Source organism: Myxococcus sp. CA005, assembly GCF_006518205.1.
GTDB classification, from domain to species: domain Bacteria; phylum Myxococcota; class Myxococcia; order Myxococcales; family Myxococcaceae; genus Myxococcus; species Myxococcus xanthus.
The window spans coordinates 1-20862 of the sequence record NZ_SRLV01000014.1 but is presented as its reverse complement, the minus strand read 5'-3'; the positions used below and the strand labels follow the sequence as shown (position 1 = coordinate 20862).

The window sequence follows — 20862 nt, the reverse complement described above, 5'->3', positions numbered from 1 at the left end:
CCCACTTCGAGTGAATGGGCGGGACAAATCAGACCCCCATGGGGTACAGGATGACCCGAACAGGCGCGCTCACTCTGGAACACGTGCATTCCAGAAAGAATTTTCTTGCCTCACCACCCATTTCCGCGCGAAAGAGTCCAGGAACACCCTGCTTCCGAGTAAAGCAGAAGGAGCCCCCCGACATGTACGCTCAAGTGGTGGATGAGGCCGACATTCAGTACGCGCACCGAGTGGACCGCAAGGCGCTGGCGGCCATCACCCGGGAGATGTCGAAGGTGAACAATGGTCGTGCGCTGTGGGCCATGGCCGCTCAGTGGCTGGTCATCGCGGCGGCATTTGCCTTCGTTCTATTCGTGGACCGCTGGTGGGCCTGGCCGGTGGCGGCGGTGCTCATCGCCACCCGGCAGCACGCGCTGCTGGCGCTGATGCACGAGGCGGCGCACTACCACCTCCTGTCCAACCGCAAGGTGTCGGACGTGGTCAGCGATCTGCTCTGCGCCTTCCCGCTGAACATGACGACGGCGGGCTACCGGCACGAGCACATGCTGCACCACCGCTACGTGAATACGCCGAAGGACCCGTACCTGGCCGGCCAGCTGGTGGACGCCTCCTGGCACTTCCCCCGCACGCCGATGCGCGCCACGGCCGTCTTCCTGGCGGATGCGCTGGGCCTGTACGCCCCCAACCACCTGAAGGTGGTGCTGCCCTGGACGTATTGGGGCCGCCTGGTGGGCCGCGCGCAGCCCCGCATCTCCGCGGGCGAGCACCTGCGCTACTGGCTGTACGTGGCCACGCTCGTCACGGTGCTGGTGACGACGGGCGCGTGGCTGCACTGGCTGCTCTTGTGGGTGCTGCCGACGACGACGGTGATGATGGCCTTCTTCCGGATGCGCGCCCTGGGTGAGCACCCCATCGAGGAGACGAAGTCCGGTGACGAGACGCGCGAGACGCGCGACATCCTGGGCACCGCGCTGGAGAACTTCTTCATCGCGCCGCTCAACGTGAATCTGCACCTCACCCACCACGCCTTCCCCTCCGTGCCCTTCTACAACCTGCCCGCCATGCACGCGCAGCTCGACAAGGCCGGCCTGCTGGAAGACGGCGTGAACCAGTTCGACACGTACCTGGGCAAGGAGAACAGCCTCATCCAGTACCTCACGCGTGAGCCGGAGGCCTCCGCCGCCGCGGCCGCCGCGGCCCAGCCGTCGCGCCTGAGCCAGCCGCTCCACTCGTAATGGTCGCCGCGAGCCGGGCCTCGCCCCGTGCCGTCCAGGTGTAGCCGGGGGGCTCCACCAGGATGGCCGGCGAGGCCTGGGCCCGCGGTCAGAAGCGCCGCAGCGAGGACCAGGGGAAGGGCTTCCAGAAGGGCGTCACCACGTCCTCGCCCTCCAGCGGAAACCAGGGTCCGGTGTCGCCTCCAGCGGAGAGCACGTGGAAGTCCTGCGCGGGCATGAAACCCTGCCCCAGCAGCGCCACCCTCTTCCCCGCCGCGTTGGCCGCCACGTCCAGCACCAGCACCGCGTGCCCGGGGCTTCCACCCAGCACGAAGAAGTCCCCGGGCCGTACGTCCTCGCGCGAGGGCCGCCCCTTGAGGGATTCCAGTGAGTGCGTGCCCGCGTAGGTGAAGACCAGGTCCAGCCACGCACGGAAGCTGGCGCGTGAGGCATCCGGCGCCGCGCCGCGCACCCACGACACCTTCGAGCCCGATACCCGCGCCCGGTCCCCTTCCGCGTACCGAGGCCACTCCGCCAGGTGACCGCTGGTGAAGCGGTAGGCCAGGCGCTCCCGCTTGCCACTGGCCCAGAGCCACTCCGCATGGAGGCGGATGACGGAGTCCGCGCACTGCTGAAGGTTGGCGGTGCCCACGTCCAGCTCCGCCACCGCCGCCAGCCGCGCGTCCTCCGACGCCAGAATCCGCCCGCCCTGGTGGCTGAGCACCGGCGTGCCATCCGGCCGCAGCGGCAGGCCTCGCAGCCAGGCCCCGAAGGAGCCCTTCACCACCGGCACCCGCGTGTAGCCCTCCGGCGGCGCCACCGCGGCCTCCAAGGGGCGCACCACCGCCTGGGCCGGCAGCCATGCGTAGCGCGTCAGCTCCTCCCGCGTCGCGGGCCGGGGCTGGCCTTCCTCCGCGGCCCACCCGGACGCGGGAAGCAGGCACAAGGCCCACAAGAGCGTCCAGGCCCACGGACGAAAGCGGCCCTCGGTGGCGGGCCAGGACGGGGAGGACGAGCACGGCGAGCAGTCGAACGCGGACACGAAGCAGCCATCTCCAGGAGTCAGGGCGGCACGACAGGTGGCGCCGCGGGTTGGAGGTTTCTCACGGGCCTGGAGTTCCCTCACGCTCGCTCGAGTCCAGCCGCTCCCTGACTGCCCCGCGTTCCCGGGGGTGGGTCTACCGCTGAACGCTCGCCGCCCCCGGAACGTGCGCGGCTGGGACCGAGCACTACCTTGAGTCGTATGCGCCGACAGGCGAGCCTCGCGCTGCTCAACACCTTGTCGCTGACCCGGCTGCCCCTGGCGGTGGCCTTCATCCTCGTCCCGGATGCCTGGGTTCGCGCGGGGCTCGTGGTGTTGGCCGCCTTCACGGACTTCCTGGATGGGTGGATTGCCCGGCACAAGGGGCTCGCCACGCGGCTGGGCGCGCTCATCGACCCGGTGGCCGACCGCGCCTTCATGGTGACGGCCATCCTCGTCTGCTACCTCGACGGGCTCATCAGCGGGGTGGCGGTGCTGCTGCTGGTGCTGCGCGACGTCGGCACCACCGTGGGCTTCTTCGTCGCTCGACTGGCGCCCAGGCTGCGCTCGGTGGAACTGAAGGCGCGGATGATGGGCAAGGCCGTCACTTCCCTGCAGTTGGTGACGCTGCTGTGCGTGCTGCTGTTTCCCCCCGCGGTGGTGCCCCTGGTCGCGCTCATCGGCGTCCTGTCCTTCGCGTCGATGGTGGACTACTCCCACGCGGTGCTGAAGGCCCGGCAGCGGGACGCCGGACCGCGGCGGATGAAGCCGGAGTCCGGCGGCGCGACCTCTTCGGGCTCCTCCCTGCCGCCCGTGCGCAAGTAGGGCCGCGGCGTCAGGGCTGCGCCGCCGAGTCCGCGGGTTGGGCTTTGGGAAGGCCCAGCACCCGGGCTCTTTCGGTGGCGATGGCAGAGCGTTCGCCCTCGCTCATCTCCATCCAGACTTCATCCATGTCGTCGAGCAGACCGTCCTCCTCGGGTGAGTCGCCTTCAGGGTGCCGGGCGCGGACGAGCCGCAGCTTGTTCAGGAGTGCACGGTAACGGTCGTAAGCAGACATGATGGGAACCTCCCCCCCGGGGACGAGCATCGGGCGTGCGACTGACGAAGCGTGGATGGGCCTGGCACCTCACTTCCCAGCCGGAGTGGAGGGGAGCACGGAAATCTCCATCGTCCGCTCTTCATCCAGCAGGTTCACCACTGCGCGGACGTGCTCGCCGGGCTCGAGCTTCCGCAAGGCGATATTGCGCCCGTCCCGGAACACCCGCGTCCGAGGGTCCACACGCAGCGTCAGCGGCGGACCGTCCCCGATGGCGATGGCCACCTCCGTGTCGCCCACGGAGCGCACCACGCCGGTATAGACGGCATCCACCGCGGCCGTCCCCGGAGGCGACGGCACGCCCGAGCCCTCGGGTGGCACGTCATTGACGACACCCGCGGCCCCCGTGCCTCCCGTGCCCGTGTCCTGCTGGTCAGCCGTGTCCCGCCGAGGGCTCACCACCCTCGCGCCTGGAGGAATGCCCGCGCCGCCCGTGCCCGTGACTTGCCCCCGAAGCTGCGTCACCTCCTGGCGGAGCTGCAACAGCTCGGCGCGGAGCTGGTCCACTTCGCGCTGGAGCGCCGCGGCGTCCGTCGAAGTCAGGGCCTGTCCCGTTGGCACCTGCTCCGTCCGCGCGGGCACCTGCTGTGTGCCTTGTGCCGTCACCACGCCACCACAGAGCAGAATGGACAGCCCCGCGATGCCCAACACCCACAAGATTGCCTTGCGCAGCATGAGGCCCTGACCTCCTTTCCGTTTCAAAGTTGGGGCCTGCCGGGTGACGGACAACCACCGGCCCGGCCAGGATGCGCAGAGGGAGCCACCCACCTGGCGGGCCACCGCCTGCCCCCATGGGGACCGTCAGCGGCGCGGAAATTCTTCGAGGCCGCGCTGAAACTCCCAATCGCCTCGCGTCACTCCTTGGGCGCCGGGCCTGAGCAAGCCTGGTCCGGTGGTGTCACGCGGCGGACCGCGGCGCCACGGGTGTGTCTTTTCCTGGAGAACACCATGTCCAAGTCGTCTGTCTGGGTGAGCCTGAGTGTCGGTCTGGCGTTGGGCTTCGCGGGAGGGCGCTTGGCGCGTCCCACCGAACTGGCCACGGGAACGGCCCACGCGGCCAACCTCGCGGCGAAGGCCCCCGCCCCCGGCGCGCGTCCGCGTGCGCCGATTTCGCCCACCGTCTACAAGGTGCCGGTCAATGACTCACCGACGGCGGGAGCGGAGGACGCGCTCGTCACGTTGGTGGAGTTCTCCGACTACGAGTGTCCGTTCTGCTCACGTGCGAACGGCACGGTGAAGCAACTCCAGGAGCGCTATGGCCGCAAGCTGCGCGTGGTGATGAAGCACCACCCGCTGGCCAACCACCCGCGCGCGCGGCCGGCGGCGCTGGCGGCGCTGGCGGCGGGTGAGCAGGGCAAGTTCTGGGAGATGCATGAGGCGCTCTTCGCCAACCCGCGGGCGCTGAGCGAGGCCGACATGGAGCGCTACGCCATGAAGGTGGGCTTGAACATCTCGCGCTGGAACCAGGACCGCGCGGACCCGCGGCTGGCGGAGCGCATCCGCCAGGACGAAGCGCTGGCGATGCGGTTGGGCGCCACCGGCACGCCGGCCTTCTACGTGAATGGCCGCTTCATCAGCGGGGCCCAGCCGCTGGAGGTCTTCACGGGCGTGGTGGACGAGGAGCTGAGCAAGGCGGAGGCCCTGGTGCGGACGGGCGTGCGGCCGACGGAGGTCTACGCGCGCACCATCTCCGCAGGGAAGGACAGCCCGCCCATGGAGCAGATGATGCCCGAGGAGCCGGCCATCCAGCAGGTGGACGTGGGCACCGCGCCGACTCGGGGCCCGGCCAACGCGCCGGTGACGGTGGTGGCGTTCTCGGACTTCGAGTGCCCGTTCTGCGCCCGCGTGGTGCCAACAATGAAGGCGCTGGAGGCCGCGTACCCCGGCAAGCTGCGGGTGGCCTTCAAGCACCAGCCCCTGGCGCAGCACGCGAACGCACAGGTGGCGGCGGAGGCGGCCATGGAGGCGCACGCGCAGGGCAGGTTCTGGGAGTTCCACGACGTGCTCTTCGCCAATCAGCGCAAGCTGGACCGGGCGTCGCTGGAGCACTACGCGCGGCAGGTGGGCCTGGACGTGGGCCGCTTCAACGCGGCGCTGGACTCGCGCAAGCATGACGCGCACGTGTCCGCGGACGTCGCCCAGGCCATGCGCGTGGGCGCCACGGGCACGCCCACGTTCTTCATCAACGGCCGTCCGGTGACGGGCGCCCGGCCGGTGGAGCACTTCCGCGCCATCATCGACGACGAGCTGCGGAAGGCGGCGCGGTAGTCGCGCAGCGACTCACGGCTCCGAGGCCGCGGCCTCTGAATCAGAGACCGCGGCCTCCGGCTCCGGCGGCCGTCTCAACACGCCCACGTTCGTCACCTCGCGGGCGTTGACGTTGAACTCCACCGTCCCAAGAGAGGTGCGCAGCACGTGTCGACCCGGCTTCAGCCCCGGCACGAAGATGCGGCCGTCCAACAACGTGTAGTGCGACGCACCGACCCACTCATGGTTGACGGTGATTTCCTCGCGGTAGCCCCAGAGGTGGTCGTCCCCGAAATCCATCATCCCGGCGACGGCGCCCGTCTCCTCCAGGTGGATGTCGACGGACACACGCTCCCCCTTCCCGCCTCGGACGACGGCGCTGCCCGCGCGGCCATCCGGCAGCCACGCGAAGATTCGCCCCGCGCCCACCCGGGGCGTCACCACGAATTCGGGGCCATCGAAGCGGACCTGCGCGTGGTCCTCGGCCGAGTTGCCACACCTCCGCCCCCGTGGACCGGGCTTCTGCGACCCAATCCAGGCCCCCTTCACCGGCGTGCCGTCCGGGAGGAAGACGCGACCGGAGACCTCGAACTCGCCAGGGTCGCTGGAGTACAGCTGCCACACCCTTCCGCCCTCCTCGAGCGCGGAGAAGGGGAACGCGATGACCGCCGGAGCACCGGGCGCCAGCGTCACGTCCTTCCGTGCCGACACCGCCCGCCCGTTCCGGCGGCCCCACACGGAGACGGAGTGGCGCCCCGACTCAGTGATGCCCGTGAAGGTGCCGTCCTGCTGGGGCTGGAGCTGGACATTCACGTGAACGGACTCCACCGAGTCCGTCCCACGCCGGCGCCCCATCACCGGCTTGACGGTGACCGGGACGAACGCGCCAAGCTGGAAGTCGAACCGCCGCACCTCGCCGGCGGCCAGCTCCGCGCCCACGGACCGGTGGAGCCCCTCTCCCTCGGGGGAGAAAGGCGTCATGCCGACGGGGTAGCCCGGCGTCACGCCATCCAGCGTGTAGCGCCCCTGTGCATCCGTCGTGGCCCAGACAGGCGTCATCTCCAGCAACATCGGGTCACCGGACGCGACCAGCCGAACACCCTCCGCCGGCGTCCCGTCATGCAGGAGGACCTGCCCCTCCACGATGGCCCCTGGCGGAAGCTTCAGCTCCACGACGAGCGAGCCCCCGGCGACCACGCCCACGTCCCGCTCACAGCGCTCGGCGTGACCGGCCCCCCGTGCACAGACGGTCATCACGCCCGCGCCAGGCGCCATGAAGCTCACCACGCCCGACGCGTCCGTCAGCGCTGTCTCGTCGGGCAACCGCTCTCCCAGGCCGGACGCGAACAACCCTCGGAGGAGGGATACCCGAGCGCCCGCCAGCGGCGCACCGCTGCTCTGGGAGACGGCCCGGACCTGAATCGAATCCGCCGCGCCATCCATCGTCGGTGGCGGCAGGGGGAGCGGCGGCAGGGCGGGGAGCTGCGCGAACTCCGGAAAGGGCACCTCCACGAGCACCGGCTGAGCCGCCCGCTCCGCGCGCCACATGCCCAGGCCTCCGAGCACCGCCGCCATGGCACTCAGGCCAATGCCCCAGCGAAACCCGTGCATCATTGAACGGCCCCCAGCTCCAGCAGTGGAACCGGGAGGCTATCACTCTCCGTCCGGGTGGCACATCCCGGCCCGGCTACTCGCTGCCGTAGCCCGCGCTCTGCACGTCGATGAGGCGGCCGTTCTCGAACGTCACCACCTGCATGAAGCGGCGCGGCCCGAAGTTGTAGGTCCACTCCTCGTACTCCCGGGTGACGGACCGCCGCTCCGTCGTGACGCCCCCCGTGTTCCTGTCCGGCGTCACCGAGCCCGCCGAGTCCGTCACCGTGCGGAAGTTCTTCGCCGCTGGCTCCCCACACTTGGCGAGCACCTCGGTCTTGAGCGCCCCATCCGCCACCAGCGCCTGGCCACAACGGAGCGAAGCCGCCTCCGCCGCCACCGGCACCCCGGCCATTGAAAGCACGACCGCCAATCCAAGAGCTCGCATGGGGTGTCTCCTCTCCATTCAGGTCAACGGCGCAGGATGTCCGTGTGGGCGGAGCACGCTACGCGTAGGGGTTGTAGAACTTCGCGAACGTCGCCTTGGCGAAATCGCCGAAAGTCATTCCAGGCTGGAAGGCGCCCACCTTCTGCTCGGCGGGGTCCACGCCCTCCGGCGGACGCAGGTGCATGTCATTGTCCGGCTGCATGAACACCGCGAAGGTGGCGCGGGAGATGTTGCGGCTGGCCGGATGGGCCAGCGCCTGCACCGCGTGCGGCGTGGACCGCAGCAGCCCGCCGGTGACAATCTGGGAGCTTTCGCCAATCTGGAAGGCCAGGCTGTCCTTCGGGATGACGACCTTGCGCTCCTCGCCGGACCGCGTGCGCACGTACAGGCCCGCCTCCGGGTCCGGCACCGGGATGTCCTTGCGCGCCGGCTCCGCCGCGCCCGGCTCGGCCTCGAAGTACATGGCCGGGCACAGCGCCGTGAGCGAGCCGTGGTCGCTGTGCCAGCCGCACCACGAGTCGCGCGTGCGCGGCGTCGCGTCCTCGTTGATGGCGAAGTAGTAGAGCAGCCGCGCCTTGCACGTGCGCGAATCACGAATCGTCTTCGCCAGCGCCGCGTCCGGTGCCAGGCGGCTGCCCAGTTTGGCCTGCACGTACTTGTCGCACTGCCCGGCGACCAGCACGCCCACGTCCACCATCCGCTGGCCCAGCGCCATGAAGGCGGGCCGCAGCTCCGGGAAGTCCGCGTCCGGCCACACGTTGGGGTGGTAGTTCTCCGGGTGCTTCTCGATGAGCTCCGCGTCGGTGTGCGGCACGTCGTACTGCGGGTTGTTGTAGTACGAGCCCTTGAACTCGTCGAACTGGCCGGGGCGCAGCAGCTCCTTCCCGTGGCTCCAGCCGAACGAGTAGCTGCTGCGCGCGTGGACGTAGCGGTCCTTCACCTCGGTGGGCAGCGCGGCGAAGCGGAAGCCCAGGGGCAGCAGGTTGTCGCGCAGCTCGGCCAGCCCGGGGATGCCCCGAACGACGAGCAGGCCAATGCCGTCATGCCCGTAGGCGCGCTCGATGGCGGCGCTCAGGTCCGCGCCCGCCACGAGCTGCGCATAGTCGAGAAGAACCACTCCGTCTTTCGTTTCCGCCACGTCGCTGCTCATCCCAGGTGCCTCGTGTCTTCTCCCCACGGTGCCACACCGGCATCCGCGCCGGGCAGGGTGTGCACAGGCCACCCGTGACAAGGGAGACGGGCGCCATACTGCCCGGTTTGGGCGCATGCGTGCCACCTGCGTCTCTCGGTGGTGGGCGGAAACCCCTGCTCCCCTCCCCGCTCTCGTGCCAGGCCCCGCTCCCTCGTCCCGCAGGGCAGTCGCGCGCGGCGGCAACCAGGACTCACATGGGGGGTCGTATTTCCTCTCACAAGGAGAACCCCGCGATGGAAAGCCCACTGTATACCGGAGAGGTCCGTACCGTCGGAGAGAGCATGGCGCGCAGCATCACCGACGCGGGCGCCTTCAAGATATTCATGGACGAGCCCATGGAGTTGGGTGGCCGCAATGGCGCCCCCAGTCCGCTCGACTTCATCCTGGCCGCACACGCGGGCTGCCTGACCTTGAAGGCCGCTACTTCGGAGGCGTGACGGACACCGGCGCCACCAGGGGCGCGGCGCGGCCGGGCCGGGGGACGAGGAAGAGCAGCCGCCCCTTCTGCTTCATCATCCCCGCCGCCAGCTCCGCCTGCGGGCCCGCGCCCCAGAAGACGTCCACCCGACCCGCGCCCCGGATGGCCCCGCCCGTGTCCTGGTTGAGCACGAAGCGCGACAGCGGCTTCCACTGCACGGAGCCGTCCGCCATGCGCACCGGGCGCTCGGTGTGGATGAAGGCCAGGCCGCCCTTGGGAAACAGCCGCGCGTCCGTCGCGATGGAGCGCCCCGCCGTCACCGGCCGCCCGAGCGACCCCACCGACGCGGTGTTGAGGAAGCGGAAGAACACGTAGGACTCGTTGTGGTCGAGCACCCGGTGGCATTGCTGCGGATTCGCGGCCAGCCACGCGCGCAGCGCCTGCATCGACATCTCCTCCTTGGGGATGGCGCCCTCCTGGATGAGCAGCGAGCCGATGCTGCGGTACGGCTTCCCATTCGACGCGGCGTAGCCGATGCGGCGCCGGCTCCCATCCGGCAGGAGCAACGAACCGCTGCCCTGCACCTCCAGGAAGAAGAGCGCCACCGGGTCCTTGGCCCACGCCAGCTCCAGCTTCCGTCCGCTGAGCCGCCCCCCACGGATGTCCCCGCGCGACCAGTACGGCACCACCTTCCGCCCGTCGAGCCGGCCGAAGACGCGCTCTGACTTGAAGCGCTCCGCGAAGGATTCCAGCGGGACCTCAATCAAGTCGGACGGAGGCCCGTGGATGGGCACGTTGTACACGTCCGTGCGCGTCAGGCTCGCCTCGATGGTCGGCTCGTAGTAGCCGGTGAAGAGCACCTGGCCGTCCTCGCCTCCGGCGGCCTCCAGCGGCTCGAAGTCCTCCAGAACCAGGGCCCACAGCGCCTCCGGCGTGAGGTCCTCGCGAAGCCGCGCGTGCAGGCGCTCCAGGGCGGTCCGCAGCTCGGCGATGGAGACCTGCCGCGCGCCGTAGATGAAGCGTTGGTCGGACGGACGGCTCCGCAGCCACACGAGGCTCTCGGCGACGGCGGTCCGCAGGGACGCGACGTCACCGTCGTCCCGGGGCTCCATCTTGCGAGACAGGCGGATGAGCGCGTCCTCGGGCCTGGTGACGGGGGCGCGGGTGGGGCTCGGACAGGCCGAGGCGAGAAGCCCCAGCGCCGACAGCAGGAGGATTCGGAGGTGCCGCATGTCCATGTGGCTCCTCTACCTATCGCACCTGCCCCGATGGGCGAATGGGAACGGCGTGCGCCGGGATGGGCGAGCAGGCAGGCGTTGACGGCGGATGCCTGGGCCCCGGCGCCGCCCTCGCGGGCTCCCATGCGGTGAGCGCGGAGGCCTCAAGGTGGCGCCGGGCCACGGGGAGCTACTTGGACTTGGAAGGTACCTTGAGCGAAAAGGCCTGCTCCCGTGGCGGGAAGATGGCCTGTGCGGCGCCAGAGACCAACGGCGAGGCGTCCTGCTGGAGCCGCGCCAGCCGGCCCAGCCGCTCGGGCGTCCATCCGCGCCCCGGCGCCGCGTCGTGCACCAGGCACCAGACAGCCACGCGCCGAGCCTCCGCGCTCGCGCTCGCGCTCAACCGGGCCTCCATCGCCTCCAGCTCACCCTTGGGCAACATGCTCACGACGAGACGGCACGCCTCCAGGGCATCCGCATGGAGGAGGCCTGCCTCCCCCATCTGGACCAGCGTTTCAGCCAACTCCAGCGGTGACCGTGCCGCCATCACACATTGGATGTACAGCGGCGCCAGACGACTGTCCCGGGAGAGGACCCGCTCTGCCGCGCGCGCCGCCTGCATGTAGCTGGCGCGGGACTTCACCTCCACCGCCAGCAACTGCGTCACCGCGGTGTTCAGTGCGCGTCGGTCCAAAGCCACCGCCTCCAACATGCCCTCCAGCCGCTCCAGGTCGCGTTCGTTGGAGCGATGGAGCAGGGCCCTCATCGCCCAGCTCACCTCTTCATCGTATGGCGACGTCAGCCGAGCCCCACAGGCATCAAGGAAGGCGCGCTCCACATCCCTGACGGGGAGATACGCCGCGCGCGAAAGCAGGCCAATGCGCGCCTCCGGCTCGGGGCGAGCCAGCACCCGCCCGAGCAGCGCGGACAGCTTGCGGTCGGAGGTCTCGGTGAGGCGGTTCGCGGGGATGTCTCCCAGCCGTGAAGCCACCACCCAATCAGGGTCCTCCGCAGCGCGGGCGAAGACGGCCCAGGTGGGCTCGCGCTCCAGGTGGTCCCAGAGCGCGCGCAGCAGGGCGATGCGCACGTCCCGATGCAGGCTCATTCCGCCCAACTCCAGGAGCCGCTCGTAGGCGGCCTCCACGCGCAGCTCCCCCAGCAGGCGCACGACCTCCTTGGCCACGGTGACTTTGGTGAGGGGGACGCCCGCCAGCAGGGACAGCACGCGCGCGGGAGGCATGCCGTTGAAGGCACGGCGCAGGCCATAGATGGCGATGCGCGCACGGGCATCCTCCAGGCAGCGCAGCAGCGTGGTCACGCCTTGCCCCTGGTCGCACCGGCCCAGCACCCGGATGGCCCTCTCCCGCACCACGGGCCGCGCGTCGTCCACCCGGGTGCATAGTCCCTCCATCGTCCCCCAGGTCAACGCCGCGAGTGTCGAGACACCCCAGAGCAACGTCGGCGTGTCTCGCTCCGGGTCCTCGACCAGCCGGCAGACCGCGTGCGAGTAGAGGGCGCTCTGCCGCGCGGTCCACCGGAAGAAACCGCGGTCATCGAACGCCAGCAACCAACCCGTCTTCTCCGTCGAGAAACGACCGGTGATGACGGGCGCGCTCAGGTAGGGCGTCAGCAGCTCCTGCCTGCGCCGATGCAGGTACGTGTTCACGACCGGGAAGCAGATGACGCTGGCATCGGCCTTGAGCAGCTCGGGCAGGAAGCCGTCGAAGGCGGCCCACGCCTGTCGCCGGAGCACCACCAGGGCGGAGTGCGCCTCCTTTCCCAGGCGAAGCGCGACCCGCTTCAGTCCGGAGCTCAGCTCGGGATGCAGCGGTCGCGCCGCATCCTCCGAGTGGGCCAACGCGATGACTTCGGAGAACCACCCCAGGTCGAGGAACCGCCGGACCGTGGCGCCCACGGTGGCTTCGAAGCCCGCGCGGTCGTGCTTGGACTGCCACTGGGCCATCCCCAGCGCCAGCAAGGGCCAGGGCGTCTCCTCCCGCATGGACACAATGAGTTCCTGCAGTCCCGCGACCAGACTCACACGAGCGCCCAGGCTGTTCACCAACTCGAGCAGCGGCCCGCCCCGCTCGCGCTGAGCCCATCCCCGGGCAATGTCCAGGAGCTGGGGCGCGGCGGCGCGCACCTCGTCATCGGTGAGGTACTCGCCCACGCGAGCGTTGAAGAGCCGACCACGCTCCTTGAGGAGGGTGGCCAGCCACGTCGCCCCCCATTCGGGGGCCCTGGCGAAGGTGCGCAGCAGCAACGTCTCCGCGAACTCCGCCGTCTGATAGGACAGGTCGGCCGCGTCCAGCGCGTCGCGCAACATCCGGCCCACCGCCTCGGTGTGCTCGCGGCGCCACACGCGGCGAGGCCACCGCACGAACGCGCCCAGCATCAGCATCCGCACGGGGTCCTGCTCGTTCTTGCGCGCCAACGCCAGCGGCAGGGCACGGTCCACCAAGGCGGGCTCGTCCGGACGCAGCCCGGGGATGGCCAACAGCGACGCCAACGCCATGCCTCGCACGCTGGCATCCGGGTGACCGATGTATCCCTTGAGCGCCGCCTCCGCTTCATCCCACGGCAGCAGGCATGCGTACCTCATGCGTTGCTCGGGCCGGGAGCCCAGGGCCACCACCTCGTGGAGATGCCGGCGCGCCTCGCGCTCACGCAAATCGATGGGCAGCGCGGTCACCGTCTCCAGTGCGATGACGCCATCGCTGTTCCTCGCGGCGACGCTCCAGCGGGCATGGACGCGCTCCCGTTCGCGGACATCGGAAATGGAGCGGAGCAGCTCCGTCCCCCAGACCGGCGCCACATCCACCGTGGCGCACCACGCCTCGACGACGACGCGGCGCGCGGTCTCGGAGAGCCGGGGGAGCAGCGTCTTCGCATCCCCCAGTGAGCTGGGAGCATGACGAACGAGCCACACGAGCGAGTCCATGCTCAACCGCGCGGCGGCGCGGGCAAACTGCCCCTCGAAGGGGAACGCGTGCTCGTGCCGCTGGAGCAGCGACACGGCGGCCTCGGGCCGATGGAGCACCAGGCAATGCCAGTCATAGGCATCGGGATGGATGCGGCGGGAGAGCAGCAGCTCGAACAACTCCAAGGCCGCGTCGGGGGCCTGGTCAGCGATGCGATGCAGGTACGCGTTGAGGTACATGCGCGTCACCGGATCGGGTTCGCCCGTCACGGCCCTCAAACGTGCGGCGAAGACCTCCGCGAGGATGCCGGGGGCGTTGTGCGCCATCCGACTCCAGAAGCGCACACTGGGGCGCGCCAGTGCGCTGGGGAGGTGACGGCGAATGCCCTCGGACGTCGCCAAGGGGACGGCATCAGCGAAGTCAGGCACGCCCGTGCAGGTGGCCAGCCAGTCGAGATACGCATCGATGACGGCCTGCCGCCGCGTCTTCATGAACCCCCAGAGGAGTCCCTCCTGGCGGCGAACGGCGCACGCCATCTTCAGGGTCTCCAGCGCCTGGGCGTCGTCACAGGCCAGGGGCACCAGTCGGAAGGCCAGAGAACGAACACGAGCGGACGCATCGGTGGTGGCGGAGAGCACCTGCCCCCCATCGCGCCAGGTGAACTGGGCACACAGGGCGAGGTACCGCTCGAAGGCATCCCCTTGAGACAGCACCCCAAGCAACTCGCGGACGCCAGGGTTCGTCGGCGCCAGGCGCCCCAGCTCCACCATCCTGCGGACGCGGGCATCGTGGTGGATACCGGACAGCTCGTCGCGCAACTCGGAGAGGCGAGGCTCGTGCATGGCCGCGGGAGACTGCCCGACGTTCCCGCGCCTGACAAACAGCGGGCCACGCCCGCGCGCGGGCTCCAGCAACTCCGCGCGCGAGGATGGGCTGGGGCGACACAGACTCAGATGAAGTAGTCCGGGAGCAGCTCCGCCCCGGGCACCAGCTGGTACTTGTCGAAGTCCGTCACGCCCACGCCGCGGAGGACCTCCTCGTCGATGCAGAAGTTGCCAGTGAACTCGCGGCTCGGCTTGGTGAGGATGGCGTAGGCCGCGTCCGCCATGATTTCCGGCGTCCGGCAGCCGCGGATGGTCTCCTCCCCGCCCAGCAGGTTCTGCACCGCCGCGGTGGCGATGACGGTGCGCGGCCAGATGGCGTTCACCGCGATGCCGTCCGAGCGCAGCTCCTCCGCCATGCCCAGCACGCACATGCTCATGCCGAACTTCGCCATGGTGTACGCGACGTGGGGCGCGAACCAGCGCGCCTCCATGTTGAGCGGCGGCGAGTTGTTGAGGATGTGCGGATTGCTGGCCTTCTTCAGGTACGGGATACACGCCTGCGAACACGCAAACGTGCCGCGCGTGTTGATGCCGTGCATCAGGTCGAAGCGCTTCATTGGCGTCTCGAGCGTGCCCGTGAGGCTGATGGCGCTGGCGTTGTTCACCAGGATGTCGATGCCGCCGAAGGTCTCCACCGCCTTGGCCACGGCGGCGGCAATCTGCTGCTCGTCGCGGATGTCCACGACACAGGGCAGCGCCTTGCCACCGGCCTTCTCGATTTCCTCCGCCGCCGTGTAGATGGTGCCGGGGAGCTTGGGGTGCGGCTCCGTCGTCTTGGCGGCGATGATGATGTTGGCGCCATCCCGGGCAGCGCGGAGGGCAATGGCCTTGCCGATGCCACGGCTGGCACCGGTGATGAACAGCGTCTTTCCCTGGAGATTGGACATGGGGTGTCCTCCTATCACGAACGGGCGGATGGCTTCCGATGCGCCACCTTGGCGACGGGCTCCATCACTTCGCGCCCTCGGAGAAGGCGCGCTCGATGAGCATCTGCATGGGAGCGTGGGCCGGTAGCGTGCCAAACGTCTGTCCATGCGCTCCGCCCAGGCGGGACTCGCAGAAGGCATCCGACACGGCGGTGTTGCCCGCGCGAATCAGCAGCGACGCCTGGAGCGCCAGCGCCAGCCCTTCCACGATGGTGCGCGAGCGCACCTCCAGCGAGTCCGTGTTGGCCAACTCCTTGCCCAGCCGCGCGGTGGCCTCGTCGTAGGCGGGGTGCCCGCCCTGCGCGGCCAGGAGCTCAGCGAAGAGGGCCTCCCGGCTGGCCGGCTCGCGCGACGCCGCGCGCAGCACGTCCAGGCACTGGATGTTGCCGCTGCCCTCCCAGATGGAGTTGAGCGGGGCCTGCCGGTACAGGCGCGGCAGGTTCGTCTCCTCCACGTAGCCCGCGCCGCCCAGGCACTCCTGCGCCTCGTTGACGAAGGACGGCGTGCGCTTGCACACCCAGTACTTCCCCACCGCCGTGGCGATGCGGCAGAACGCGGCCTCCTTCTCGTCCCGAGGCGTGGCGTCCACCGCGCGGGAGACGCGCCCGGTGAGCGCGACATGGGCCTCCAGTTCCAGCGCCAGGTCCGCCAGCACGTTGCGCATCAGCGGCTGGTCGATGAGCCGCTTGCCAAACGCCACGCGGTGGCGCGTGTGGTGGATGGCCTGCACCAGCGCCTGACGCATCTGCCCGCTGGAGCCAATCATGCAGTCCTGCCGCGTCAGCGCGACCATCTCCAGGATGGTGGGGACACCGCGGCCCTCCGCGCCCACCATCACCGCGTAGGCACCGTGCAGCTCCACCTCCGAGCTGGCGTTGCTCCAGTCGCCCAGCTTGTCCTTCAGCCGCTGGACGCGGATGGCATTGAGCGCGCCGTCCGGCGTGAAGCGCGGCATCAGGAAGCACGACAGGCCCCCCTCCGCGTGCGCCAGCACCAGGAAGGCGTCGCTCATGGGCGCGGAGAAGAACCACTTGTGGCCCACCAGCGCGTAGGGCTGACCGGGCCCGCGGCCTTCACCCAAGCGGTGCGCCTTGGTGGTGTTGGTGCGCACGTCGGAGCCACCCTGCTTCTCCGTCATGCCCATGCCAATGGTGGCGCCTGACTTCTGCGCGGCGGGGATGAAGCGGCTGTCGTAGGACGCCGAGCTCACGCGCGGCAGCCACTCCATCGCCACCTCCGGCTGGTGGCGCAGCGCGGGCACCGACGCGTACGTCATCGTGAGCGGGCAGCTCGTCCCGTTGTCCGCCTGGTTGTGCAGATAGAAGAGGGCCATGCGCGCCACGTGGGCGCCGGGCTTGTCCTCGTTGCGCCAGGCGAAACCCGACACGCCGTGGGCCATGCCCAGCTCCATCAGCCGGTGGTACGCGGGATGAAACTCCACCTCGTCGCGGCGGTTGCCATAGCGGTCGAAGGGCCGAAACTTGGGCTTGTTCTCGTTGGCGAGGAACGCCAACTGCTGCATCTCCCCGCCCACCACGGGGCCGTACTTCGCCAGGTCGGCCTCCGCCCAGCCGCCGCCCTCCCGGGCCACCACCTCGCGGAGCACGGTGTCCGTCGTCCACGCGTCGTACTCGAGCGGCGGAGGCTGGTTCGTGACTTCGTGCGTGAGGAAACCGGCGGCAATGGCGTTGCGTTCAGTCATGGTGAAGGTCCTCCTGGGGACGATGCCCGGTGCCCCCTGGATTACCGTGAACACGCGCGACAGGCCATCGCAACCCGAGGGGCGGATGCGGCGGGTCACCGCTTCTTCGCCTGCTCCAGCTCCTCGACCAGCAGCTCCGAAACCTTCCGCACACGCGGTATGTCGAGCGCGGACTTCGCGCAGACCAGGTGCAGCTCGCTGGTGGCATAGGGCCCCAGGTCCAGGTCGAGCGGCACGAGGCTCCGCTCCCGCACGAAGCGGTGCCGCAGGTCGCCCAGCACCATGGCCCCCACGCCCGCTTCGGCGGCGGCCAGCATCACCAGGTAGTTGTCGGCGGTGAACACGGGCGAGAAGCCGGGGATGATGGACTCCAACTGGGGATTGGGCGGCGTCGCATCGAACGGCGGCGCCCAGGCCACCCACGGAATCTGCTGGAGCGTGGGCCGCTTGGGCAGCTTCGCCTTGAGCGACTTCGCCACGAAGACAGCGTTGCGAATCTGCACCCCATACACGCGCTTCAAGTCCGCGTTCGGCGGGCACCGGGCCCGCAGCGCGAGGTCCGCCTCGCCGCGCCCCAGGTCCAGGTACTGAATCCCGGAGAGCACCTCCAAGCGCAGCCCCGGGTGCTTCTTCGCCACCGCGCCCGAGAAGGGCGCGAGGAAGTCGAAGCACATGTACGGCGCCGCCGTCACCCGCACCAGGCCGCGAGGCGACGTGTCCGACGACTCCGCCGCGCGGTGCAGCTCTCCGGCCCACTCCGCCATCTTCTTGGCCGGTAGCACCAGCCGCTCGCCTGCGGCCGTCAGCACCGCGCCGTCCACGCCCCGGCGGAACAAGGAGGCGCCCACCGCGTACTCCAGCGCCGCCAGCCGCCGGCTCACCGTGGGCTGACCGATGCGGAGCTGCCGCGCCGCCCCGCTGAAGCTGCCCGTCTCCGCGATGGCGAGGAACAGCCGCGCGTCATCCCAGGAGATATCCATGAATGCATGACCTCATGCCTGAATCGCCATTTTCCATCCATTCTCGCATCGCTACCTTGCGCCTGTCTCGACGTGCAGGAGCCCCACCATGCGGAACCGTTCCCTTGCCCTCTCGTTCGCCACCATGCTCGCCACCGCCGCCCTCACGGGCTGCGCCGTCACCTCACATGGCGTGCAGCCCTCCGCGCTCGGCAAGGCACGCCCTTCGTCGGAGCTGCTACCAATGCTGACGCAACCCGGCCCCGTGGAGCTGGAGACGGTCGTCTCCTGCGACTGGGCCGTGGAGCGCGGCGGCCTCATCAACCTGGACCACCCCACCGCGAAGCGCGCGGGCCTGGAGGACGGGGATGAGCCGGTCCAGGTCTTCTTCCACGCCCTCCGCCACCCGGAGAAAGGGCTCTTCATCGTCGACACCGGCGTGGAGACGGCGCTGCGAGACGCGCCGGAGAAGGCCGCCATGCGCGGGCTCGTCGCCAGCGCGATGAACATGGAGAAGATGACGGTGCACGCCCCACTGGGGGAGTGGCTGGCGAAGCAGCAACAGCCGCTGGCGGGCGTGTTCCTCACGCACCTGCATCTGGACCACATCACCGGCATGGCGGACGTGCCCGCCGGGACACCCGTCTACACCGGGCCGGGTGAGGCCTCCGACCGCGCCTTCGTGAACCTCGTCGTCCAGGGCAACAGCGACCGGGCCCTGGCCGGCAAGCCGCCGCTGTCGGAGTGGACCTACGCGCGGGAGGACGCCGGCCTGTTCGACGGCGCGGTGGACATCTTCGGGGACGGCTCCGTGTGGGCGCTCTGGCTGCCCGGCCACACGCCCGGCACCACCGCGTACCTGGTGCGCTCCACGAAGGGCCCGGTGCTGCTCGCGGGGGACGTCAGCCACACCCGCTGGGGCTGGGAGCACGACGTGGAGCCCGGCTCGTTCAACAACGACGCGGACCGGGCCACGGTGAGCTTCAAGAAGCTGCGCGCGTTCGCCCAGGCACACCCCGAGGTCGAGGTGCGCATGGGCCACCAACACTGACGCGCGCGGGCCTCAGTTCCGGGTGTGCTGCCGGAAGAAGTCCCACATGATGGAGGTGCCGTCCGGCCCGGACGGGTCGGCGAAGGGATAGCGCGAATCCCCGCCGGGCCAGGCGTGGTCCATCCCCTGGATTTCGATGTGCCGCGCCACCAGCGAGCCGCCGTAGACGTAGTCCTCCACCGTGTACGCGCGCCCGCCGGGCACCGTCGCGCGCGTCACCTGCGTGGCCACCGGACGGATGCTGTCGTTGGCCACGCCGTCATCGCCGTAGTCGCTGGTCTGGAGGAACTGCCGCGTCGCCTGCCGGCCGTTGACGATGTCGACGACGCTGTCCTTCGTCCCGTGCACGACGAGCACCGGCACCGTGTGACGCGGACGGCCCGAGCACACCCACGCGTCCCGGCCCCGGTCATCCGGGTGGTAGATGCTGCCGAAGAGCATCGCGAAGCCCGTGCCCGAAATCGTGGTGGCCGCCTTGTACATGGCGCCCGCGCCAATCATCCCCGCGGCGAACACGTCCGAGTAGCAGGCCAGCAGCGTCCCCGTGAGCACCGCGCCGGAGCTGACGCCGCCCACGTAGATGCGGCGCGCATCCACCGCGTAGTGCCGCTTCACCTGCTCCACCATGCCCACAACGAGCGCGGGCTCACCGTGGCCTCGCGTCTGGTTGAGCACCAGCATGAAGTTCCAGCACTGCGTGGGGTTCGCGAACGTCGCCTGGTTCGGGTACAGCACCAGGAACTTCTCGGCGTCCGCCTTCTCGTTGAGGCGCGAGAGGCCGGCGAACTGGCTCGGGTTCTGAAAGCAGCCGTGCAGCGCCACCACCAGGGGCAGCGGCGTGTCCGCCTGGTAACCCGTGGGCACCCAGAGCTGGAAGCCCCGGGTCCCTTCGATGCCATGGACCCAGGTGCCGGCGCGCGCGGGGGCCGCGGCGGTGAGCGTGAGGACGGCGAGCAGCAACAACCCCGTGCGTGAGCACGTGACAGCGTTCCGCTTCATTGGCTGACTCCTTCGGGGTGGGGGAACCGCGCTCAGCCCGGCTGCCGCGCATCCGCCGCGGCGTCCTCGACTCCGGCCAGGAAGGCCTCCACTGCGTCGGCGACCTTGTCGGGCTGGTCATGCGGTGACGCATGGCCGGAATCACTCAACACCTGGAGCCGCGCGTTCGGCAGCAGGTCCACATAGGCCTGCTTCGTGGACACGGGCGTGTAGTCCCTGTCGGACGCGAGCACCAGCACCGGGCAGGTGATGCCGCCCAGGTGCCGCATGACGCTCCACCCCACCAACCCCTTCGTCGCGCGCAGGTACGCGTCCGGGTCGTTGGCGCTGAATATCTCCAGCGCGCGCTGACGAAGTGCTTCCTGCTCGGGCTTGGGGAAGAGCTTGGGCGCCAGGACCTTCGCCAGCACCGAGGGCCCCAGCAGCTTCAGCAGCGTCAGGCGCAGGCCGAACTCGAACTTGCGGCGCAGCGTGCGCGCCACCAGCTCCGGCCCGCTGTTGACGATGACCAGGCTGCGCACCAGCTCCGGCCGGTCCACCGCGAGCTGGAACCCCATCATCCCGCCCATGGACAGGCCCACCACGTGGACGCCGGTGAGCCCCAACGCGTCACACAGCCCGGCGATGTCCCGGGCGAAGCGCGGCACGCCATAGGCGCCCGGCGGCTTTCCGCTGCGGCCATGCCCCCGCGCATCTGGAACGATGACGCGATGGCGGCCCGTCAGTCTGGGTGCCACGGACTCCCAGTCCCGGCCAGAGGAGCCAAGCCCGTGAAGAAACAGCACGGGGGTGCCCTCACCCGATTCCTCGAAGTAGAGGGAGAGCTCCTCGAGCTGGAGCAACGGCATGTTCGGACCCCAGATTCAGGTAGGAAGCGTGTCGAACCGCAGGTCCGAAGCTACATGAACGAACGTTCGTTTTTCAAGAGTACCCCATGAGCACCTCCCCCCGCTCTCGCCTGCGCGCCACGGCCGCCC

The 20862-nt window shown here is 69.9% G+C and carries 18 protein-coding genes; 5 read left to right on the top strand and 13 right to left on the bottom strand.

Going from position 1 to position 20862, the window contains the following annotated elements; genetic code table 11:
• The first annotated feature begins 182 nt into the window (after nucleotides 1-182).
• Entirely contained in the window at nucleotides 183-1235 is a 1053-nt protein-coding gene (locus tag FMQ63_RS08720) for a fatty acid desaturase family protein (RefSeq protein ID WP_011557218.1), read from the top strand.
• Nucleotides 1236-1323: 88 nt separating this feature from the next.
• Here FMQ63_RS08720 and FMQ63_RS08715 read toward each other — a convergent pair whose 3' ends face one another.
• Entirely contained in the window at nucleotides 1324-2340 is a 1017-nt protein-coding gene (locus FMQ63_RS08715; protein ID WP_011557220.1) for a DUF4846 domain-containing protein, read from the bottom strand.
• A 117-nt stretch (nucleotides 2341-2457) separates the two neighbouring features.
• On the opposite strand from FMQ63_RS08715, the gene FMQ63_RS08710 reads away from it, so the two are divergent.
• A complete protein-coding gene (locus tag FMQ63_RS08710) occupies nucleotides 2458-3060 on the top strand; it encodes a CDP-alcohol phosphatidyltransferase family protein (RefSeq protein WP_011557221.1) in 603 nt (200 codons plus the stop codon).
• 10 nt (nucleotides 3061-3070) lie between these two features.
• Here FMQ63_RS08710 and FMQ63_RS08705 read toward each other — a convergent pair whose 3' ends face one another.
• Together FMQ63_RS08705 and FMQ63_RS08700 are read right to left on the bottom strand one after the other, a co-directional pair.
• Nucleotides 3071-3292 carry a hypothetical protein gene (locus FMQ63_RS08705; protein WP_225909647.1) on the bottom strand — a complete coding sequence of 74 codons (222 nt, stop codon included), beginning with the start codon at nucleotides 3290-3292 and terminating at the stop codon, nucleotides 3071-3073.
• Nucleotides 3293-3361: 69 nt separating this feature from the next.
• Nucleotides 3362-4006, bottom strand: coding sequence for a hypothetical protein (locus tag FMQ63_RS08700; RefSeq protein WP_044277358.1), 645 nt, complete (start codon nucleotides 4004-4006; stop codon nucleotides 3362-3364).
• Nucleotides 4007-4279: 273 nt separating this feature from the next.
• Here FMQ63_RS08700 and FMQ63_RS08695 point away from each other — a divergent pair, with 273 nt between their 5' ends.
• Entirely contained in the window at nucleotides 4280-5599 is a 1320-nt protein-coding gene (locus FMQ63_RS08695) for a thioredoxin domain-containing protein (RefSeq protein ID WP_011557223.1), read from the top strand.
• 12 nt (nucleotides 5600-5611) lie between these two features.
• Here the strand turns inward: FMQ63_RS08695 and FMQ63_RS08690 are convergent, their stop codons facing one another.
• The 3 genes from FMQ63_RS08690 to FMQ63_RS08680 all read right to left on the bottom strand — a co-directional run bounded on the left by FMQ63_RS08690 (nucleotide 5612) and on the right by FMQ63_RS08680 (nucleotide 8754).
• The gene (locus FMQ63_RS08690) at nucleotides 5612-7192 is read right to left on the bottom strand and encodes a carboxypeptidase-like regulatory domain-containing protein (RefSeq protein ID WP_011557224.1); all 1581 of its coding nucleotides are present in this window, start codon (nucleotides 7190-7192) and stop codon (nucleotides 5612-5614) included.
• Between the two features lie 73 nt (nucleotides 7193-7265).
• The gene (locus FMQ63_RS08685; RefSeq protein WP_225909648.1) at nucleotides 7266-7616 is read right to left on the bottom strand and encodes a DUF2845 domain-containing protein; all 351 of its coding nucleotides are present in this window, start codon (nucleotides 7614-7616) and stop codon (nucleotides 7266-7268) included.
• A gap of 58 nt (nucleotides 7617-7674) precedes the next feature.
• The gene (locus FMQ63_RS08680; protein ID WP_228556388.1) at nucleotides 7675-8754 is read right to left on the bottom strand and encodes a 2-oxoglutarate and iron-dependent oxygenase domain-containing protein; all 1080 of its coding nucleotides are present in this window, start codon (nucleotides 8752-8754) and stop codon (nucleotides 7675-7677) included.
• Nucleotides 8755-9041: 287 nt separating this feature from the next.
• On the opposite strand from FMQ63_RS08680, the gene FMQ63_RS08675 reads away from it, so the two are divergent.
• On the top strand, nucleotides 9042-9245 hold the full coding sequence (locus FMQ63_RS08675) for an OsmC family protein (protein ID WP_141276591.1): 204 nt from the start codon (nucleotides 9042-9044) through the stop codon (nucleotides 9243-9245).
• Here the strand turns inward: FMQ63_RS08675 and FMQ63_RS08670 are convergent.
• From FMQ63_RS08670 to FMQ63_RS08650, 5 genes are all read right to left on the bottom strand, one after another.
• Nucleotides 9229-10464, bottom strand: a complete 1236-nt coding sequence (locus tag FMQ63_RS08670) for a murein transglycosylase A (RefSeq protein ID WP_011557227.1) — start codon at nucleotides 10462-10464, stop codon at nucleotides 9229-9231. The two genes, FMQ63_RS08675 and FMQ63_RS08670, sit on opposite strands and share 17 nt — an antisense overlap.
• A gap of 169 nt (nucleotides 10465-10633) precedes the next feature.
• Nucleotides 10634-14206: a hypothetical protein gene (locus tag FMQ63_RS08665; RefSeq protein WP_225909649.1), complete on the bottom strand. Its 3573-nt coding sequence runs from the start codon at nucleotides 14204-14206 to the stop codon at nucleotides 10634-10636.
• 107 nt (nucleotides 14207-14313) lie between these two features.
• Nucleotides 14314-15135: an NAD(P)-dependent oxidoreductase gene (locus FMQ63_RS08660; protein WP_011557229.1), complete on the bottom strand. Its 822-nt coding sequence runs from the start codon at nucleotides 15133-15135 to the stop codon at nucleotides 14314-14316.
• A 64-nt stretch (nucleotides 15136-15199) separates the two neighbouring features.
• Nucleotides 15200-16876, bottom strand: coding sequence for an isovaleryl-CoA dehydrogenase (locus FMQ63_RS08655; RefSeq protein WP_011557230.1), 1677 nt, complete (start codon nucleotides 16874-16876; stop codon nucleotides 15200-15202).
• Nucleotides 16877-16971: 95 nt separating this feature from the next.
• On the bottom strand, nucleotides 16972-17856 hold the full coding sequence (locus FMQ63_RS08650; RefSeq protein WP_011557231.1) for a LysR family transcriptional regulator: 885 nt from the start codon (nucleotides 17854-17856) through the stop codon (nucleotides 16972-16974).
• 88 nt (nucleotides 17857-17944) lie between these two features.
• Here FMQ63_RS08650 and FMQ63_RS08645 point away from each other — a divergent pair, with 88 nt between their 5' ends.
• Nucleotides 17945-18886 (top strand): MBL fold metallo-hydrolase, encoded by a 942-nt coding sequence (locus FMQ63_RS08645; protein ID WP_011557232.1) that lies wholly within the window; start codon nucleotides 17945-17947, stop codon nucleotides 18884-18886.
• Nucleotides 18887-18898: 12 nt separating this feature from the next.
• On the opposite strand, the gene FMQ63_RS08640 is transcribed toward FMQ63_RS08645, so the two are convergent.
• Together FMQ63_RS08640 and FMQ63_RS08635 are read right to left on the bottom strand one after the other, a co-directional pair.
• Nucleotides 18899-19885, bottom strand: a complete 987-nt coding sequence (locus FMQ63_RS08640; protein ID WP_011557233.1) for a PHB depolymerase family esterase — start codon at nucleotides 19883-19885, stop codon at nucleotides 18899-18901.
• 32 nt (nucleotides 19886-19917) lie between these two features.
• Nucleotides 19918-20733 carry an alpha/beta fold hydrolase gene (locus FMQ63_RS08635; protein WP_011557234.1) on the bottom strand — a complete coding sequence of 272 codons (816 nt, stop codon included), beginning with the start codon at nucleotides 20731-20733 and terminating at the stop codon, nucleotides 19918-19920.
• Nucleotides 20734-20862: the final 129 nt, after the last annotated feature.

Excerpts from the sequence above, each read along its gene's own strand:
- FMQ63_RS08720 (WP_011557218.1), top strand. The coding sequence starts at position 183 with ATGTACGCTCAAGTGGTGGATGAGGCCGACATTCAGTACGCGCACCGA.
- FMQ63_RS08710 (WP_011557221.1), top strand. The coding sequence starts at position 2,458 with ATGCGCCGACAGGCGAGCCTCGCGCTGCTCAACACCTTGTCGCTGACC.
- FMQ63_RS08705 (WP_225909647.1), bottom strand. The coding sequence starts at position 3,292 with ATGTCTGCTTACGACCGTTACCGTGCACTCCTGAACAAGCTGCGGCTC.
- FMQ63_RS08700 (WP_044277358.1), bottom strand. The coding sequence starts at position 4,006 with ATGCTGCGCAAGGCAATCTTGTGGGTGTTGGGCATCGCGGGGCTGTCC.
- FMQ63_RS08695 (WP_011557223.1), top strand. The coding sequence starts at position 4,280 with ATGTCCAAGTCGTCTGTCTGGGTGAGCCTGAGTGTCGGTCTGGCGTTG.
- FMQ63_RS08690 (WP_011557224.1), bottom strand. The coding sequence starts at position 7,192 with ATGATGCACGGGTTTCGCTGGGGCATTGGCCTGAGTGCCATGGCGGCG.
- FMQ63_RS08685 (WP_225909648.1), bottom strand. The coding sequence starts at position 7,616 with ATGCGAGCTCTTGGATTGGCGGTCGTGCTTTCAATGGCCGGGGTGCCG.
- FMQ63_RS08675 (WP_141276591.1), top strand. The coding sequence starts at position 9,042 with ATGGAAAGCCCACTGTATACCGGAGAGGTCCGTACCGTCGGAGAGAGC.
- FMQ63_RS08670 (WP_011557227.1), bottom strand. The coding sequence starts at position 10,464 with ATGGACATGCGGCACCTCCGAATCCTCCTGCTGTCGGCGCTGGGGCTT.
- FMQ63_RS08665 (WP_225909649.1), bottom strand. The coding sequence starts at position 14,206 with ATGCACGAGCCTCGCCTCTCCGAGTTGCGCGACGAGCTGTCCGGTATC.
- FMQ63_RS08660 (WP_011557229.1), bottom strand. The coding sequence starts at position 15,135 with ATGTCCAATCTCCAGGGAAAGACGCTGTTCATCACCGGTGCCAGCCGT.
- FMQ63_RS08655 (WP_011557230.1), bottom strand. The coding sequence starts at position 16,876 with ATGACTGAACGCAACGCCATTGCCGCCGGTTTCCTCACGCACGAAGTC.
- FMQ63_RS08650 (WP_011557231.1), bottom strand. The coding sequence starts at position 17,856 with ATGGATATCTCCTGGGATGACGCGCGGCTGTTCCTCGCCATCGCGGAG.
- FMQ63_RS08645 (WP_011557232.1), top strand. The coding sequence starts at position 17,945 with ATGCGGAACCGTTCCCTTGCCCTCTCGTTCGCCACCATGCTCGCCACC.
- FMQ63_RS08640 (WP_011557233.1), bottom strand. The coding sequence starts at position 19,885 with ATGAAGCGGAACGCTGTCACGTGCTCACGCACGGGGTTGTTGCTGCTC.
- FMQ63_RS08635 (WP_011557234.1), bottom strand. The coding sequence starts at position 20,733 with ATGCCGTTGCTCCAGCTCGAGGAGCTCTCCCTCTACTTCGAGGAATCG.